The organism is Corallococcus sp. CA047B, from assembly GCF_003612065.1.
Classification (GTDB): Bacteria; Myxococcota; Myxococcia; order Myxococcales; family Myxococcaceae; genus Corallococcus; species Corallococcus praedator.
This window is the reverse complement of record NZ_RAWD01000230.1, coordinates 1-16141: the sequence shown is the minus strand read 5'-3', so window position 1 is coordinate 16141 and position 16141 is coordinate 1. Positions and strand designations below refer to the sequence as shown.

The window sequence follows — 16141 nt, the reverse complement described above, 5'->3', positions numbered from 1 at the left end:
CTCCTACTTCGTCCACCTGCTCAAGTCGGATGCCCGTCTTGGGCTCGGAAAGGCGCCTGTCGATGAATCGTTCCAGCTCGAGCTCGGAGGGCTGGTTCAAGTCCACGAGAGTGGTGTTGGTGGTGCCGAAGTCGATGCAGAGGACATCGAGAGCCTTTGCCTCCAGCTTGCCTTGCACCTCCGACACCGGGAGCGCCAGGACGTTCTTGGCTGGCACCGGCCGCGGCGCGGTCGGGGACGGGGGCGGGGGGCTGACCCTTTCGGGCACATCCCTGGAAAGAAAGGGGATGCGTCGCTCGCTCATCGACTTGTGTTTCTTGGGCGAAAGCACCTGAAGGACCATTTCCAGGGAGCGACCCGGGTCGCCATTCATGGTGATCTTCACCTGGGCGGGGCTCTTCGCGAGATTGGAGGGAAACTGCAGATTGTGGTCGGTGACATTGAGCCGCTGCGCGCTCAGTCCGACGCGTGCCTCCTGGTCGCTCCGGTAGGCCACCTGGTAGCCATAGCGTTGATCCTTGACGTGGCGGTAGCCGTCGCGGCGCTTCCCCGGCAGTTTGACATCCTGGTACTTGGGCTTCTCCAGGAGATCCAGCGGGCTGAGGTGACTGTCGACGAGGAGCTGGGGCTCCGTGCCTTCGCTGGGGTGCCAGAACAGACACAAGTCGTCCTGGAACGCGCCAATGAAGGTCGAGTCCGTCGAGCGAAGAGGACCCTCCTCCACCTTCTCTGGCTCGGCCTTGGCTTCCTCGTTGAGCGGGAGGGGCGTGCGCTCGTCGAGCAACGCGCGGTTGAGGGCCAGATGGTTGAGGCCTGTGCCCACCGCGACCACGTAGGGATAGTCCAGCCCTACATGGGTGAACTCCGGAGTGCAGGGCGCGAAGTATTGCTTCACATGGTCAATGAAGCCCGGAAGCTGCGAAGAGCCACCTGCGATGACCACATGGGTGATGAGGCTCTTGGGGTCTTCCGCGACGACCTTTCTCTGGGCCGTCTTGGTGAGCTTCGCCCTCAGTTGGGTGAGCACCCGGTCGATCGCTGCGCGGATGCCCCGGTCATCCCAGTGTTTGTCTACGATGGACCGCAACTGTTGCAGGTCGAGTTCAATGACGAGGTCGCGCTCTCCACCCGCGAGTTCCGCCAGCCTACCGTCCAGCCTCAACGTGAGTTTGTGGCGAGCACCCGTCTCGCTCACCTTCCGCTTGAGGGATTCGGTTTCGGAGACATGTCGCTCCACCCATGCTTCATAGGCCTTGCGTTCCTCGGTATGGCTCGAGGCGACGTAGAGGCGCTTGAGTCCGGCCTCTAGAAGTGCCTGGGTGAGCAACTGCTGGTCGATGTAGAGACCGCCTGCCTTGGGGGCTTCCGCAGCGACGGGCGCGGCGATGTACCGCTTCCAGAGTTCGCCTTGCAGTGTCGTGGAGACCACGCTGACGTTGCAGGTGCCGCCTCCGAAGTCCAGGACGAGGACATTGAGGGTGTTGCCCTGGGGCGGGATTCTTCGCCGGAGCAGTCGGAAGTACTCAAAGACGGCATCGGGCTCACGGAAGAAGGAGATGGCGCTGCCAAGGCCCGCTTCCTTCGCGGCGTTTCGCACGGTGTCCTGATACGCCTTGCGCTCTTCGGCCTTGGGGAAGGGCGGTTCAGAGAAGCGCAGCATCGTATCGTCGCCAATCTTCCTCCCTTCCTTCCGGAGGAGTCTGGCGAGTTCCAACATGAACGCCTCACAGCATTGTTTCCCTGTGAGGGGAACCTGCTCGAGTTTGCCGTCGGGCCGCAGCAGGGAGAGCCAGAACTCTTCGTTGGGTTCGACCAGCCGAGGCTTGAAGTTCCCGACGAGTGCTCCTTCCAGGGGGGCGTCCTGGGAACTGAGCGAGAACTCCAGTTTGCCCGCCACTTTGCGGACGGCAAGCCTGGAGGGGATGTGCGGCTGATGGGGAAGCAATTCCAGGCACTTCAATGCGGGAGCCCCCTGCTGTGCGTTGGCGCGAGCATAGCGTCTTCCCTGCCGCCGCCGAACTCTTTCAGGTCTTCTCCGGGGACGGCGGATCCGTCGCTTCGGGCACGCAAGAGACGCTTGCCGGCATACGTGCCTTTGCGCGTCGCATTTCAATCAAGCTGGCTCTGCTTGGGGGAGCTGTCTCGCTCGCGCGACCCGGGCCGCATCCTTCGTACCCATTCCTGCGTCAGCCGGGTCATCTTGCTGGGTATCCCCTGACCTCTGTCGAAGAGCGCATCACCGCATCGCTGCCCCTCCGTCTGAACCGCCCGAGGGGTGCCAATCGCAGCTCGAGCCATACTGTGATGCCGCTCACAAGGGCTCACGATGCGCTGAAGAGGCCACCCCTCACGATGATCAGGGAGGGGGTACTTCGACACTCGCGGAGGGACTTTCCTTCGCGGTGACCGGCGTCACGGCCAACAGGTTCACGAAGGCGTCCCGCTTCACCCCGTGCTTGCGGAAGTCCTGCACCGTCCGGGCGAGCGTGGCCGCCAGCAGTCCCAGGAAGGGCAGGTGCTCGCCGCCTTCACAGGTGGCCTGCCCCTGCGTGTCCTCGGCGTCCGGGACGAAGCGCTCGTCCCAGCGCACCAGTCCGAACGTCCCGTCCGCGGACACCGCGCCGTGCACCAGCGGCGTGCCCGTCTTCCGGGCGTGGTCGCTGAGCAATTGACGGCTGTCCTGGTTGTCGAACGCGTCCACCAGCAGGTCCGCGCCCTTGCACAGCGCCTCCACGTTGTCGCGCGTGAGGCGCACGCCGAAGGACTCCGCCTTCACGGCGTGCAGGTTGTGGAGCTGGAGCTTCAGCGCCTCCGCCTTGTTCTTCCCGACGGACGGCTTCACGTACGCCTGCGACAACAGGTTCTTCGACTCCACCCGGTCGAAGTCGATGAACACCAGCGTCGCGTCCAGGTTGCGACACAGCAGGGCCGCCGTCGAACCGATGGCCCCCACCCCGCAGAAGACGATGCGCATGGCGGCCCTCAACGCGCCCCGAAGGGCACCTTCGGACGCAGGTAGATGCGCTCGTCACCGCGAGCGCCCCGGAAGCGGTCCACGACGTAGTGCTGGAAGGCGTCCTCGCCCAGGTGGATGCGGTGGAGGCCGGGCACTCCGCCCGAGCGCACCAGCTCCACAGCGATGCGGCGCACGTCCGTGTCGCTGATGGCCCGCTCCAGCTCCACCGGCACGTCGGCCGACAGTCCGTCGAAGGTGATGTTGAGCGTGGCCATGGTTGCTGACTCCTTGAAGAGCGCGCCCGCGGAAGCGCGGCCGGCCGGGAACCCTGGCCCGGGACGCCGTGGCCGCGGCCTTCCTGACAACCCCATCCGTCGGGGCCGCGCGAAGGGGCAAGCGCGCAGCCGGGCGCCAGCACCCGTGACGTGGCCGTGTCACGAGGCGGCCTGTCCCGGCCCCTCCGTCGACGCTCCGTGTGGGCGTGCACAGTGTTGGGCTCCAGGAGGAACACAACCCATGGAGTCACCCCCGGCACAGCATCACTGGAACGTCACACCCCGGGAGGCCGTGGCGCTGCAGAAGCGCCTGCGCGAACAGCTCATCCTCCAGCCGCCTCCGGGCCTGAAGGTCACGCGGCTGGCGGGCGCGGACATCTCCACGGAGAAGGGCAACGACACGGGCTATGGCGGCATGGTGGTGCTGGACGCGGCGACGCTTCTGCCCCTCGCGCGGTCCGTGGCGGCGGTGCCGCTGTCCTTCCCGTACGTCCCGGGGCTGCTGTCGTTCCGCGAGCTGCCGGTGCTGGCGGCCGTCTGGGCGAGGCTGACGGTCCGGCCCGACGTGCTCGTCTTCGACGGCCAGGGCACCGCGCATCCGCGAAGGCTGGGCATCGCCTGTCACGGGGGATTGCTCTTCGACGTGCCGTCCATCGGCTGCGCCAAGTCGCTCCTGGTGGGCACGCCCGGCAAGCTCGCGGACCGCAGGGGGGCCACGGCCCCGATTACACACCAGGGCGAGGTGGTGGGCATGGCGGTCCGCACGCGCCAGGGCGTCAGCCCCGTGTTCGTCTCCCCCGGCCACCGGATGGACCTGGAGACCGCCGTGGAGTGGGTGCTCAAGGCGAGCCCGCGCTACCGTGAGCCGGAGACGACGCGCCACGCGCACCGGCTGGTCAACGCCTTCCGCCGGGCCGGCGGTGAGGCGTCGGAGCTGGAGGAGGGGAGTCCCGGATGAAGCCCATGGGGTTGATGCTGGTGGTCGCGGGCCTGGGGCTCGTGGTCGTGGGCCTCCTCGTCTGGGCCGGTGCCTTCTCCTGGTTCGGACGACTGCCGGGGGACATCCGCGTGGAGAGCGGCCACACGCGCTTCTTCGCCCCCATCGCGTCCATGCTGGTCGTGTCCGTGCTGCTCAGCCTGGGCGCCTGGGTGCTGCGCCGGTTCTTCTAGCCCGCGGCCCCGACGAAACTCCCGGCATCGGATTTTCACTCAAGGATGGGAGCGCTCGCCGTCTGTCCGACGGGCTCCCACCCGTGGGGTTGCCTGCCTGCTGTCCAGACGGGCAGCGGGGGGCCTGTTCCGGTGCTCCCGGGACGGGCACAAGCCGGACGAGGAGTGGATCCAGGCCGGTGAACCGCGCAGCATGCGGCCCCCGTCTTCCCGGCCCCGCCCGGGAATAGAGGCGACGTTCGAAAAGAGGGCGGCGGAGCGGCCGTCAGGAGCGAGCATGCGCAGGTTGTCGTCCCCATTGAGCGAGCTGGCATCGCACTACCCGGTGGTCGTGGTCGGTTCGGGGTATGGCGGCGGCATCACCGCCAGTCGCCTGTCGCGCGCGGGACAGCAGGTGTGCGTGCTGGAGCGCGGCCGTGAGATGCACCCCGGCGAGATGCCGCGCACGCCCGCGCAGGCCGTGGCCGAGTTCCAGCTCCACTGCGCGCCCGGCCAGGGCGACCTGGACGTGGGCAGCCCCACCGGCCTCATCGAGGTGCACCGCAACGGGGACGTGTCCGTCATCAACGGGTGCGGCCTGGGCGGCACGTCGCTCATCAACGCCAACGTGACGATGCGGCCGGATCCGCGCGTGTTCGAGGACCCGCGCTGGCCCGAGGCCCTGCGCGCCGACGTGCACGGCCTGCTGGAGGACGGCTTCGCGCACGCGGAGCTGATGCTGCGGCCCCTGCCGTACCCGGAGGACCACCCGCCGCTTCAGAAGCTCAAGACGCTGGGCATCTCCGCGGAGAAGCTGGGCGGACGGCTGATGCGGCCGCCCCTGGCCGTGACGTTCGAGGAGGGCGTCAACCCCGCGGGCGTGCGGCAGCCGGGGTGCTCGTTGTGCGGCGACTGCTCCACCGGCTGCAACACCGGCGCGAAGAACACCATCCTGATGAACTACCTGCCGGACGCGCACGCGCACGGGGCCCGCATCTTCACCGAGGTGTCGGTGCGCGCGGTGGTTCCGGACGGCGCGAAGTGGCGCGTCTACTACCGCCCCCACCACACCGGCCGCGAGCGCTTCGACGCGCCCGATGCGTGGCTCACCGCCGACCGGGTCATCCTGGCGGCCGGCACCATGGGCACCGCGGAGATCCTCCTGCGCTCGCGTGAGCAGGGCCTGTCCGTGTCCTCGAGGCTGGGCCACCGCTTCAGCAGCAACGGCGACGTGCTGGCCTTCGGCTACAACCTGGACATGCCCGTCCACGGCGTGGGCCACGGCGAGCAGGACCACGAGGCGCGTGACCCGGTGGGCCCCTGCATCACGGGCGCCATCGACCAGCGCGACACGGCGCGGCTGGACGAGGGAATGATCATCGAGGAGGGCGCCATCCCCGGCGCGCTGGCCTCGCTGATGCCCGCGGCGCTGGCGGGCGCGGCGGCGATGGTGGGCGAGGACACCGACGAGGGCATCCTGGACTGGGTCCAGGAGCGGCTGCGTCAGGCCGAGAGCCTGGTGCGCGGACCGGACCACGGCGCGGTGGAGCACACGCAGACGCTGATGGTGATGTCGCACGACGAGGCGAGGGGCGAGCTGCGGCTGGAGCACGACCGCGTGCGCCTGCACTGGCCGGACGCGGGCCGGGACCCCCAGTTGATCCGCGTGGAGGAGCGCCTGCGCCGGGCCACCGCCGCGCTGGGCGGCACCTACGTGCGCTACCCGCTCTGGTCGGAGGCGTTCGGCAGGGAGGTGCTCTGCACGCACCCGCTGGGCGGCTGCGTGATGGCCGAGCGCGCCGAGGACGGCGTCGTGGACCACGAGGGCCGCGTCTTCTCCGGGGCCTCCGGCCGCGCGGTGCATGAGGGGCTGTACGTGTCCGACGGCTCGGTGATGCCGCGCTCGCTGGGCATCAACCCGCTGCTCACCATCTCCGCGGTCGCCGAGCGGGCCTGCGCCCTGATGGCCCGTCGCCACGGCTGGACCATCGACTACGCGCCGCTGTCCGAGCGCGATGCCCGTACGGCCCCCGGGCCCGTGGGCGTGCGCTTCACGGAGACGATGCACGGCTTCGTGTCCGGCGCGGTGGCCGCCCCGTTCCTGGAGGCCGGCAAGCCGGAGCGCGACGACGCCACGCCCCTGCGCTTCGTGCTCACCGTGACGGCGGAGGACCTGGAAGCGACGCTGCGCGACGAGCACCACCCCCTGAAGCTGATGGGCACGGTGACGGCGCCCGTGCTGTCCTCGCGTCCGCTGGTGGTGACGAAGGGCGAGCTGCGCCTGATGACGCGCGAGCACGCCCGGCCGGGCGGCCAGCGGATGGAGTACCTGCTGAACCTGCTCACGGAGGCCGGCGAGCGCTACTACCTGGAGGGCTACAAGGACCTCTACGACGACCCGGGCCCGGACCTGTGGAAGGACACCACCACGCTGCTGGTCTCCCTGCACAAGGGCGATGGGGCCGCTGCTCCGTGCATCGGCCGGGGCTTCCTGCGGCTGACGGCGGCGGAGTTCGCCCGGCAGCTCACCACCCTGCGGGTGCTCAACGGGCGTGATGAGCTGCACCGCCTGGAGACGCTGGGCCGCTTCGGTAGCTTCTTCTTCGGCGCGCTCTGGGACACCTACGTGCGACGCATGGCTGCCTAGCAGCCGGGCGGGCGGCTCAAGGTCCACCAAGCCGCGATGACGTGCCCTCCGGGGTGGGCATGGGCACCCTGTTTCCCACCGGGACCGACAGGGAGGACCCCATGGCTGAAGACCGTGACCCGCAGCGCCGCTCGGGTGCACCCCAGGATGACGAGCGTGCGGAGGAACAGCGCGAGCCGTCCATCGAGGAGCGGCGTGCGCGGCGCAGTGCAATGCGCGCCAGTCAGACCTATGCGCGCTTCATCGACCACCTGTGCGAGCGGGGAGGCATGTCGCCCGCCGTCGCCCAGCAGGCGGCCGTCTCCGTCCTCTGCGGGCTGGAGCAGCGGCTGCACGCGGAGGAGTCGCACGACCTGGAGGCGCAGCTTCCGCGCAAGCTCACGGAGCTGCTGCACCGGTGCGAGCGCCACGACGCCGAGGCCCGTCCGGAGAAGTTCGGGCGCGACGAGCTGCTCAAGCAGGTGGGGGATGACCTCGCCCTGCACCCGGACGCGGTGGAGCCGGTGGTGCGAGCGGTGATGGATGCCGTCCGCCATCAGATCAGCGAAGGCGAGGCCGAGGACGTGAGCGCGCACCTGCCGCAGGACATCCGCCACCTGTGGCTGCCGACGATGTGACGCGGGGCCCGCCCGACGGTGTGTCGGGTGGGCTCCATCCCCTGGCCCTTTCGCACGCGCGCGCCACGCGGCGCGTGTCAGGGGGCGCGAGGTGCCTTAAAGTCTCCGGCGCACCCTGCCGGAGAACGCATGGCCCTCGATGATGACTTCAGCGCCGCCCAGACCCGGGTGAAGACGCTGTCCAAGGCTCCCTCGAACGACACGCTGCTGGAGCTGTACTCCCTCTACAAGCAGGGCACTGAAGGAGACGTGCAGGGCAAGCGCCCCGGCATGCTCGATATCAAGGGCCGTGCGAAGTACGACGCCTGGGAGAAGCGCAAGGGCGTGGCGAAGGACGCCGCGAAGCAGCAGTACGTGGCGCTCGTGGACGGGCTGCTGAAGAAGTAGACGCCCCATGCCCCGCTGGCTCAGCCTCGCGCTGTTCCTCGTGCCGGTCATCTCGCTGCTCGCGGTGGCCCACGTCTACCTGTACCGCCGCCTCGTGCGGGATGTGACGGCGCGCAAGGGACTGCGCCGCGCTGGAATCGTGCTCTTCGTCGGAGGCTTCGTGGGCTCCGTGGGGGCCCGCATGCTGGGCGCGATGCTCTCCTCCGAAGTGGCCCGGACGGTGGGCATCGTGCTGCTCTTGTGGATGGGGCTGGTGCTCTACCTGCTGATGTTCACGCTGGCCCTGGACGTCGGCGGCCGCGTCCTCGCCCGCGTGCGCAAGGCGCCGGAGCCTCCGTCACCGGAGCGCCGGGCCTTCCTCGCGACGGGCCTGGCGGCGGGCGCCACCGTGGCCGGCGCGGCGGTGAGCACCTACGGCGCCTGGCGTGCCTTCCATCCTCCGGACGTGCGCGACATTCCGGTGCGACTGCCCCGGCTGCCCAAGGCGCTGGAGGGCTTCACGCTGGTGCAGCTCACGGACATCCACATTGGCGGGGTGCTGCAGCGCCGCTTCGTGGACGAGCTGGTGGCGCGCACCAACGCGCTCAAGCCGGACCTCATCGCGGTGACGGGGGACCTGGTGGACGGCACCGTGGCGGAGCTGGGGCGCTACGCGGGGGGCTTTGGTGCGCTCAAGGCCCGGCACGGTGCGTTCTTCGTCACCGGCAACCACGACTATTACTCGGGCGCGGATGCGTGGGTGGCGTTCGTCCAGGGGCTGGGCATCACGGTGCTGCGCAACCGCTCCGTGTCCATTGGGGACGCGGGCGCGTCCTTCGACCTGCTGGGCGTGGACGACTGGAGCGCGCAGAAGCTGGGCGAGCCCGGCTACGACCTGGACGCGGCGATGCGCGGGCTGCGTCCGGACCGCGCGTCGGTGCTGCTGGCGCACCAGCCCTCCAACTTCCAGGAGGTCGCCCGCCGCGACGTGGGCCTCCAGATTTCAGGGCACACGCACGGCGGACAGATGTTCCCGGGCAACGTGCTGGGACACCTCATCTGGGGTGAGCAGAACGCGGGCCTGAGCCAGATGGGCAGCTCCCACCTCTACGTCAGCCGGGGCTGCGGCTTCGTGGGGCCGCCCATGCGCGTCGCCGCGCCGCCGGAGATTGCCCGCATCATCCTGCTCCCGGGCTGAGCCGGGGCTGGCCGTACAGCAGCCCTGACGCAATGCGGAGCGGCGCGGCCCACGGAGGCTCGTGCCGCACGGGCACGTCCTCCCCGCCGACGCGGGCCACCATTCCGTCGGGCGCCACCACCGAGAAGCGCAGCGGCCGGCCCAGCGCCGCCTGCAACGCGGCCATCGTCGTCTCATCCTCCGATGAGAAGCCGAGCGGTCCTTCGGGGTGGCTGTGGGTCACCTCCACCAGCGTGTCCCGCAGGCTCCAGATGGCCTCCCACCGCGCCCGGGAGTCCGGCAGCGCCACGGGGTCGTCGAACGAGTCGCCCCACAGCACTTCGTCTCCGGGCCCGATGAGCAGGCACACCTCGCGCGTCGACATGAGCCCCTCCCTTCTCCGTGGTCCTCCCGGACGCGGGAGGCGCGTGTGTTCAGACATGCCGGGTGATGACCAGCGCGCCCGTGTCGATGGCTTCCTTCAGCACGGACGGCAGGCTCTCCAACGTCACCCGGTCGTCCGCGCCCGCCAGGCACACGCCCGCGTCGCGCACCCGCAGCGTCGCCATCTCCACCACGGTGACGAAGCGCTCGCCCATGAAGCTGTAGACCACTTCCATCAAACCGACTCCCAGCCGGCGGTGGTCGAGCATCCGCGCGCCGGCCTTGCTCAACGCGCGCTCCGCCCATTCGCCGGACGCCGCCTCCGCGCGCCGCTGTTGGCCGGACGTGAGGCCCGCTCCGGTCCACGTCCCTTGCGCGGAGGCCCCGCCGCGAACGCCGTGCGCCATCCGCTCCTGGGCCCTCGCTCGGGTCGCGGCATCCTGGCGGAAATCCTGAAGGGTTCGCTCGCGCTCCGTCCGCGCGGACTCCAACGCCCGGGCCTCCGCGTCCCCACGGGCCTGCTGTTCCGCCTGCATCCGCACGAAACGGACACGCTCGTCCGCGAGCCGCCGCAGACACGCTTCCGCCTCCGCGCGTCCACCGCGGGCGACGTCGAGCACGCGCGCGCGGACCTCCACCGGTGCGAAGGGGATGCCCGTGCCGCGCGACGCGACCTCCAGCACCGCGAAGCCGAACGCCGCGCGCAGGGACGCGCCCACGCCTCGCGCCTCCCCCAGCGGACGGTCCTCTTCCAGCGCGTGTCGCGCCAGTTCCTCCGACTCGCTTTCGAACTCCACGCCCTCGAACACGAGCGTGCCGTCATGCCAGCGGCGCGCCGTCACCGGCGACAGGCGCGGCGGCTCTTCCTCCGGCATCAACGCCAGGGGCTCCGCCACCGCGCCTTCGCGCACCAGTCGCGTGCCCCACAGGTGGCCCCGCACGCGCGGCCGGTCCTCCAGCCCTTCGGCGGAGGCCGGCTCGCGCGCGGTGGCCTGACGGCCCTTCACCTCGAAGCGCCACCAGCCCGGTGCGACGGGCGTGGTGAGGTGCAGGCGGCGTGAAGGCGCGTCCACGGTCCTGCCGCCGAAATACGGCAGCACCGCCGACTCCACCTTCCCGAGCAGCTTCCGGTAGTCCACGCCCCTGCCTCCTTCACGCCACCTTCAACAGGGGCGTGCTCATCACACGGTCCACCCAGCCGGACTGGCGGGCTCCCGCCATGCGCGGCGCATCCATCAACGTCTGGAGCACCCGCGGCACCTGGTAGGGGTCCGCGAACTGCCCCACGCTCACCTCGCTGAACGGCACGCCCAACTGCGCCGCGCCCGTGCGCACCGTGTTGCCGCGCGCACCCGCCACGCTCACCAGCATCGCCATCGCCGCCACGGTGTAGCCGCACGCGTGGAAGGCCTTGGCGAACTGGTCGCCTGCCTCGCCCGCCTCGTCACCCACCACCATCACCACCAGCTTCGCCTCCGCCGGGATGCGCACGCCCGCGCGGTGGAGCGCGTGCACCGCCGCCCCGTGCACCGTGCCGCCCGACGCCTTCATGTCGGCCAGCATGTGCTGCACCGCCGTGCGGTTGGCCGCCTTGGGCTTGAGCACCGTGCCCATCGTGTCGAACGCCGCCACGTGCAGCTTGTCCATCGGGAAGCCCGCGAGGATGCGCGACAGCGCCTCCTTCGACTGCTCGATGGCACCCTCCATCGACCCCGACTTGTCGATGAGGAACATCACCCGCACGTCCATGTCCGCCGTCGCCTGCGCCACCGCGTGTCGCGCGGCGTTGTCGCTCGCCTCCTCCAGCTTGCGGCGCAGGTCCTCGCCCCGGACGTTCTTCGCGATGTTCAACGAACGCTGATCCGTGGCGCGCGACACCGCCCGCTCCCAGCGCGCCTTCACGCTCGGCTCTTCCATCAGGCCCAGCTCCTCCAGCGTGGGCGTCATCAGCCGCAGGTCGCGGTCCGACAGCGACGGCAACAGCGTCGCCAGGATGGCCGGCGTGAGCCCCACGTCCTTCGGCAGGCGGCCCACGACCTCCTTGTAGGAGAGGCGCTCCAGCTCAATCCACTCGCAGATCTCCGCCTCGCTGAGCCCGTCGAAGCGCTCGCGCTTCACCAGCGTGAGCCCGTGCAGGCCCACGTCGCGGTGGCCCCCGTCCGCCTGCTTCTGCTTCCAGCCGAGCACCTCGAAGAAGCCCTGCGACATGGGCTTGTAGCCGGCCTTGCGCGCCAGCTTCTTCAGCGTCTCCTTGTAGCCGGCCTTCACCAGACCCTGGAGCATGGGCAGGTTCGCCTCGCGCGCGGCCAGCCACTTGCGCGCCACGCTCTTCCAGCGGCCCATGGGCGGCTTGTGCGACGCGGGGTCACCGAAGCCCGCCTCACGGTTGAGGCGCGCGATTTCGGGCACCTCCAAGAGCTCCGCCACGCGCAGCACCGCCTTGGGCGTGAGCATGCGCGTGGAGCGGCGCACGTAGTGCAGCACCATGGCCTCGCCGATGGCGCGGAAGTCGTCGTCGTGGAAGGCGACCGCGCCCTGGCCGTCGCGCACGGGCAGGCCCGCGTGACCCTGCACCAGCATCAGCGCGCACGTGGCGACCTTCAGGTCGCGCCAGTCCGTCTGCGTCAGCGCGTACGACGCGAAGTGCGCCATCAGGGTGGGGTTCAGGCGGTACAGCTCCAGGAGCTGTCCGTACAGCTTCACCGCCGCGGGCACGAACAGACCCGGCGCCACCTTGGGCCAGCGCGCGCGGGCCTGCGGATGCGCGTGCGCCGCCGCCTCCCAGGTGCCGGACACGTTCAGGCCGGGGCGGTGGTGCCACAGGTGCGCGGAGCCGCCGAGCACCACGTCGAGCAGTCGCTCGGCGGGTCCCCGCTGCGTCTCCGGAAGGGTCGTCTGGGTGCGCGTCGTCATGGCAGTCCCCCTTTCGGGACATCGGGAACACAAGGCAGAGGCATGCCCGGGAGGGGCAGCCAGGGGTGGAAGGGAAAGGTGAGCGCCCGAGTGAGGAAGCCGGAAGGCTGAATTAAGAGTTCAGTGTCGGACCGCCGACGGGCTCCCCACCCTTTCGGGCGGGGAGATGGAGTCGAACCATGGCTTGTGGGGCCTCTTCGGCCGGGCGCTCGAAAGCGATGCGCCCCTGGACGCCTCCTCGGCCGGATTCCTGACGGGGGATTTCCCCAGGCTTTTCCGCTGCTTCCTTCGCCTCCTTGAAGGGCGACGGGGGCCCGTGCTTTTTCTCGAAGAGGGGCGTCAGGAACCCGCAGCGGGACGCGTCGAGGCATTCCAGGTGCTCCCGACTGTCCGGTGGTTCCGGCACGCGGGCGCCCACGACTTCATGGGAGGCTGTCCGCGGATGCCAACGTGGTACCTTGCCGCGCCACATCCCCGCAACCCAACCTCCCGGGATGACGCCCGTCTCGGGACAGCCTCCAGGGCCTTCCGGTGTACGAGCAGCTCACGGATGAGGAATTGTTCGCGGAGGTGTCACGCCGCCGCACCACGGGCGAGCCCGTGGGCAACCCCTTGGGGGCCCTCTGCGCGCGATGGGCGCGCCCGGCCCGCTACGTCATCAGCAGGATTCAAGGCAGCTACGGACGCGGTTCTCCGGCGGACGCCGACGAGCTCTTCCAGGACGCGGTGGGGAAGTTCCTCGACCGGGGCCTGGACCAGTTCCGCGGCGTGTCCGAACAGATGCCGGGCAGGAGCGCGTCTCCCAAGACGTTCTTCCTGCGCATCGTCAAGCACGTCGCCATCGACTTCTACCGGCGACACCGGGAGGAGCTGGCGCCCGCGCCGTCTTCACCCGACGACGTCATGGAAGAGACCCCGTCCGAGGTGGCCCGGGCGGTGGAGGGCGCACGGCGTCGCGAGGAGCGCGCCGAGGCGCAGGAGTTGTATTGGGCCGCCTACGCCAGGCTCCAGCAGGAGCACCCCAAGGAGGCTTCAGCATGGGAGCTGTATCACCACGAGGACGTGGAGGATCACGAGGAATGCGCACGGCGTTTGGACATCAGCGTGGTGAATTCGTACAAGCGCGTCAGTCGCGCCCAGGCATACCTGCGCCTGTACCTGCTCGAATTGCAGCGGGACGGACTGCCGGAAGAGCCTTCGTGAAATCCCTCGGAGGGATGCCGTCCTCCGCCCCGCGCGGGATGCCGCGATGAAGGGCGACGCGCTGTCCCGCTACCAGGCCCGTCAAGCGCGCCTGGCCGCGGGTCCCGCTCCGGTGGGCGAGCTGTTGGAGGTGGTGGGGGACGTGCTCCGCCGGTCGGACCGGCTGGGCACCGAAGGGGTGGAAGAGGCCCTGAAGTCGCTGGGCCGCGCGGAGCTGGAAGCCTGGCTGCGCGCGCAGAAGCCCCAGGCGCTCCAGCCGCTGCTGCTACGGGCCGCCGAGGAGTCGATGGAGGCCGCGCTGGGCGAGGAAGGTGAGGAGGCCGAAGTGTGGCGCGCCTCCGCGCTGGAAGGACTCTCCGCCCGCGACCGGGCCGCCTCCGCCGCCCGCGCGCTGGTGACGTGGGAGATGCTGAAGGGCCCGCTGGAAGGGGATGCTGCCGCCGCTCGCGAGCGCTTCCTCGGGGCGCTGGGCTCCCTGGACACCGCGCTGCGCCCCCGGGCGCGCTGGTTCATCCCCCTCAACGCCGAGCGCCGCGCCGAGCGCGACCTGTTGGATCCCGTGGAGCGCCCCGGCGCCTGGTGGTTCTCCGCGCGGGCCGGCTGCGACGACCTGCTGGCGTCCTGGACGGGCAAGCCCCTGAAGGACACCGAACACCTGAAGGACTGCGCCGGTTGCCGCGCGGACCGGGCGGAGACCGCGGTGGTGGACATGCCCCCCCGGCGGCACCTCACCGCCGAAGAGCTGTGGCGCCTGGACGCGGGGGAGATGGGCCGCGAAGAGAAGGCGCGCGTGGAGGCCCACACCGCCTGGTGCGGCGAGTGCGCGCAGGCCGTGCTGGCGCTGGAAGAGGGCGACACCGCCATCGAAGAGGCGCTGGAATTGGAAGAGGAAGGGCTGTCCGCCCCCCGCGCGGCACGGGACTCCCGCGCGGACGCGGCCCGGCGCCCGGGCGCGGCCCGCCTGCCGGAGCACCGTGAGGTGCTGGAGGAGCGGCGCGACTTTCGCGTGGTGCTGGTGCGCGAGCGTCAACGGGTGAGGCTGCTCGTGCAGCCCCTGGGCACGCGCGCCGTGACGGCCGCCGTCTTCCTGTCGCCGGGGCGTCCGTCGCTCAAGCCGACGCAGGGACCGGAGGGCTTGTCCTTCGACCTGTCCACGGCGCTGGCCACCGGCGCGCACGCGGCCCACCTCACGGTGCAGGCCGGACAGGAGACGCTGGAGCGCGACTTCGCGTTCTAGCCGTCGCGGGAAAAGGCGGGCCGGGGGGAGTCTTCCCACCGGCCCTTCGCCCTTCGTGGCCTGTTACTGACGCTGGGAGGGCGGGATGTAGTTCTCGTGCTCGTCGTAGGACTGCCTGGAGCGCACCGGCGGGTGGAGCTTCATGGTCTGCGGCGCATCCGCGTCGCTCCGGAAGCCCGCGGACAGGAAGGCCGCCACCAGCTGCGTCAGGGGCGGCCTCGTGGCGAGCGCCACGCCGCACACGTCCAGCCGGTCCTCGACGTACCTTCCCCGGATCTGCACGTAGGCGTTGCACCCCTTCTCCGTGGAGAGGGTGGGGTCGCGACGCAGGTTGCGCTTGAGGGTCCCCCAGCGCATCTCGAGCGAGTCCGCGCTGAGCCGCACGAACACCGGCGAGCCTCCCCAGGTGCCTTCAATGAGGGTCGCGACGCCACCAGCGCGCACCTTCACCGCGAGGTCGCGCACCTCATAGGCGCCGTTCACCTCGATGCCGTGCTCGAAGAGCTCGTCGCCGAAGGAGCCCTTCCACGTCGAGCCCGTGCCGCGCACGAGCGGCGTCTTCGTCTCCACGCGCTGGCTGTCGAACCAGAATTCGCCCACCCGGCCCAGGGGCATGTTCTTGCGGCCCCAGAGGGAAGCGGACTCGTCCAGTCCCTGCGGCCCGGAAGGCAGGGGCTGCTGCGCGGCGCTGAGAAGGTCCGTCGTCTTCACCGACGCGTCCACCGCTTCGAAGCGCACGCCATCCAGCCACGCCTGGCCCGCGCCGCTCATGATGAGGCCCGCCATGATGGTGGTGGCCTCCCTGGGCACGTCCAGCACCACGTCGTAGCGCTTGCAGCCGTGGGTGCCCACCAGGGCGCGCGACTGCATGTTGTCGAAGGCGAGCGGCTGCTTGGGGTCCGCTCCCTCCACGCGCATCCACAGCCCAGCCCAGCCCTTCACGTCCTGGTGGCGCACGGCGGCGGTGAAGCGCAGGCGCTTGCCCAGGAAGTCCTTCGCGTTGAAGGCCTGCATGAAGGTGCCGAAGCTGTCCGTGGCCTGGGTGCGCGAGCGCAGGAAGGCGCTGCGGCTGCCCTCGCACGGGGCGCTGGCGTCCACGCCCGCCTCGTAGTGCTGCGGCGCGCTCTCCGTGACGTACCAGCCCTGCGGCAGCTTCGATTGCGTGGCGCTGGGCGTGGTGGCGGGCAGCCCCCCCGAGGCGGCCGGCGGCCCTGTGA

At 70.3% G+C, this 16141-nt stretch carries 15 protein-coding genes; 8 read left to right on the top strand and 7 right to left on the bottom strand.

Annotated features, from left to right (window positions below):
• The 3 genes from D7X74_RS28955 to D7X74_RS28945 all read right to left on the bottom strand — a co-directional run.
• A partial coding sequence (locus tag D7X74_RS28955) for an Hsp70 family protein (RefSeq protein WP_147446708.1) occupies positions 1–1960 on the bottom strand: 1960 nt, incomplete at its 3' end.
• 396 nt (positions 1961–2356) lie between these two features.
• On the bottom strand, positions 2357–2974 hold the full coding sequence (locus tag D7X74_RS28950) for a ThiF family adenylyltransferase (protein WP_120536239.1): 618 nt from the start codon (positions 2972–2974) through the stop codon (positions 2357–2359).
• An 8-nt stretch (positions 2975–2982) separates the two neighbouring features.
• The gene (locus D7X74_RS28945; RefSeq protein WP_120536238.1) at positions 2983–3231 is read right to left on the bottom strand and encodes a hypothetical protein; all 249 of its coding nucleotides are present in this window, start codon (positions 3229–3231) and stop codon (positions 2983–2985) included.
• A 241-nt stretch (positions 3232–3472) separates the two neighbouring features.
• Here D7X74_RS28945 and nfi point away from each other — a divergent pair, with 241 nt between their 5' ends.
• The 6 genes from nfi to D7X74_RS28915 all read left to right on the top strand — a co-directional run bounded on the left by nfi (position 3473) and on the right by D7X74_RS28915 (position 9208).
• Positions 3473–4189, top strand: coding sequence for a deoxyribonuclease V (gene nfi / locus D7X74_RS28940; RefSeq protein WP_120536237.1), 717 nt, complete (start codon positions 3473–3475; stop codon positions 4187–4189).
• Positions 4186–4401: a DUF2905 domain-containing protein gene (locus D7X74_RS28935; protein ID WP_120536236.1), complete on the top strand. Its 216-nt coding sequence runs from the start codon at positions 4186–4188 to the stop codon at positions 4399–4401. Before nfi ends, D7X74_RS28935 begins: the two co-directional genes overlap by 4 nt.
• A gap of 277 nt (positions 4402–4678) precedes the next feature.
• Positions 4679–7027, top strand: a complete 2349-nt coding sequence (locus D7X74_RS28930; RefSeq protein ID WP_120536235.1) for a GMC family oxidoreductase N-terminal domain-containing protein — start codon at positions 4679–4681, stop codon at positions 7025–7027.
• Between the two features lie 101 nt (positions 7028–7128).
• Positions 7129–7644, top strand: coding sequence for a DUF2267 domain-containing protein (locus D7X74_RS28925; protein ID WP_120536240.1), 516 nt, complete (start codon positions 7129–7131; stop codon positions 7642–7644).
• A 129-nt stretch (positions 7645–7773) separates the two neighbouring features.
• Positions 7774–8031 carry an acyl-CoA-binding protein gene (locus D7X74_RS28920; protein ID WP_120536234.1) on the top strand — a complete coding sequence of 86 codons (258 nt, stop codon included), beginning with the start codon at positions 7774–7776 and terminating at the stop codon, positions 8029–8031.
• Between the two features lie 7 nt (positions 8032–8038).
• Positions 8039–9208, top strand: a complete 1170-nt coding sequence (locus D7X74_RS28915) for a metallophosphoesterase (RefSeq protein WP_120536233.1) — start codon at positions 8039–8041, stop codon at positions 9206–9208.
• On the opposite strand, the gene D7X74_RS28910 is transcribed toward D7X74_RS28915, so the two are convergent.
• The 3 genes from D7X74_RS28910 to D7X74_RS28900 are packed head-to-tail and all read right to left on the bottom strand — an operon-like array spanning position 9189 to position 12484.
• A complete protein-coding gene (locus D7X74_RS28910; RefSeq protein WP_120536232.1) occupies positions 9189–9572 on the bottom strand; it encodes a hypothetical protein in 384 nt (127 codons plus the stop codon). The genes D7X74_RS28915 and D7X74_RS28910 overlap by 20 nt on opposite strands.
• 49 nt (positions 9573–9621) lie before the next feature.
• The gene (locus D7X74_RS28905; protein ID WP_120536231.1) at positions 9622–10710 is read right to left on the bottom strand and encodes a hypothetical protein; all 1089 of its coding nucleotides are present in this window, start codon (positions 10708–10710) and stop codon (positions 9622–9624) included.
• Positions 10711–10723: 13 nt separating this feature from the next.
• On the bottom strand, positions 10724–12484 hold the full coding sequence (locus D7X74_RS28900; protein ID WP_120536230.1) for a VWA domain-containing protein: 1761 nt from the start codon (positions 12482–12484) through the stop codon (positions 10724–10726).
• Positions 12485–13015: 531 nt separating this feature from the next.
• Here D7X74_RS28900 and D7X74_RS28895 point away from each other — a divergent pair.
• Positions 13016–13687 carry an RNA polymerase sigma factor gene (locus D7X74_RS28895; protein WP_120536229.1) on the top strand — a complete coding sequence of 224 codons (672 nt, stop codon included), beginning with the start codon at positions 13016–13018 and terminating at the stop codon, positions 13685–13687.
• A 46-nt stretch (positions 13688–13733) separates the two neighbouring features.
• Positions 13734–14924, top strand: a complete 1191-nt coding sequence (locus D7X74_RS28890) for a hypothetical protein (RefSeq protein ID WP_120536228.1) — start codon at positions 13734–13736, stop codon at positions 14922–14924.
• Positions 14925–14987: 63 nt separating this feature from the next.
• On the opposite strand, the gene D7X74_RS28885 is transcribed toward D7X74_RS28890, so the two are convergent.
• The coding region (locus tag D7X74_RS28885) for an AraC family transcriptional regulator (RefSeq protein WP_199741920.1) at positions 14988–16141 on the bottom strand (1154 nt) is incomplete at its 5' end.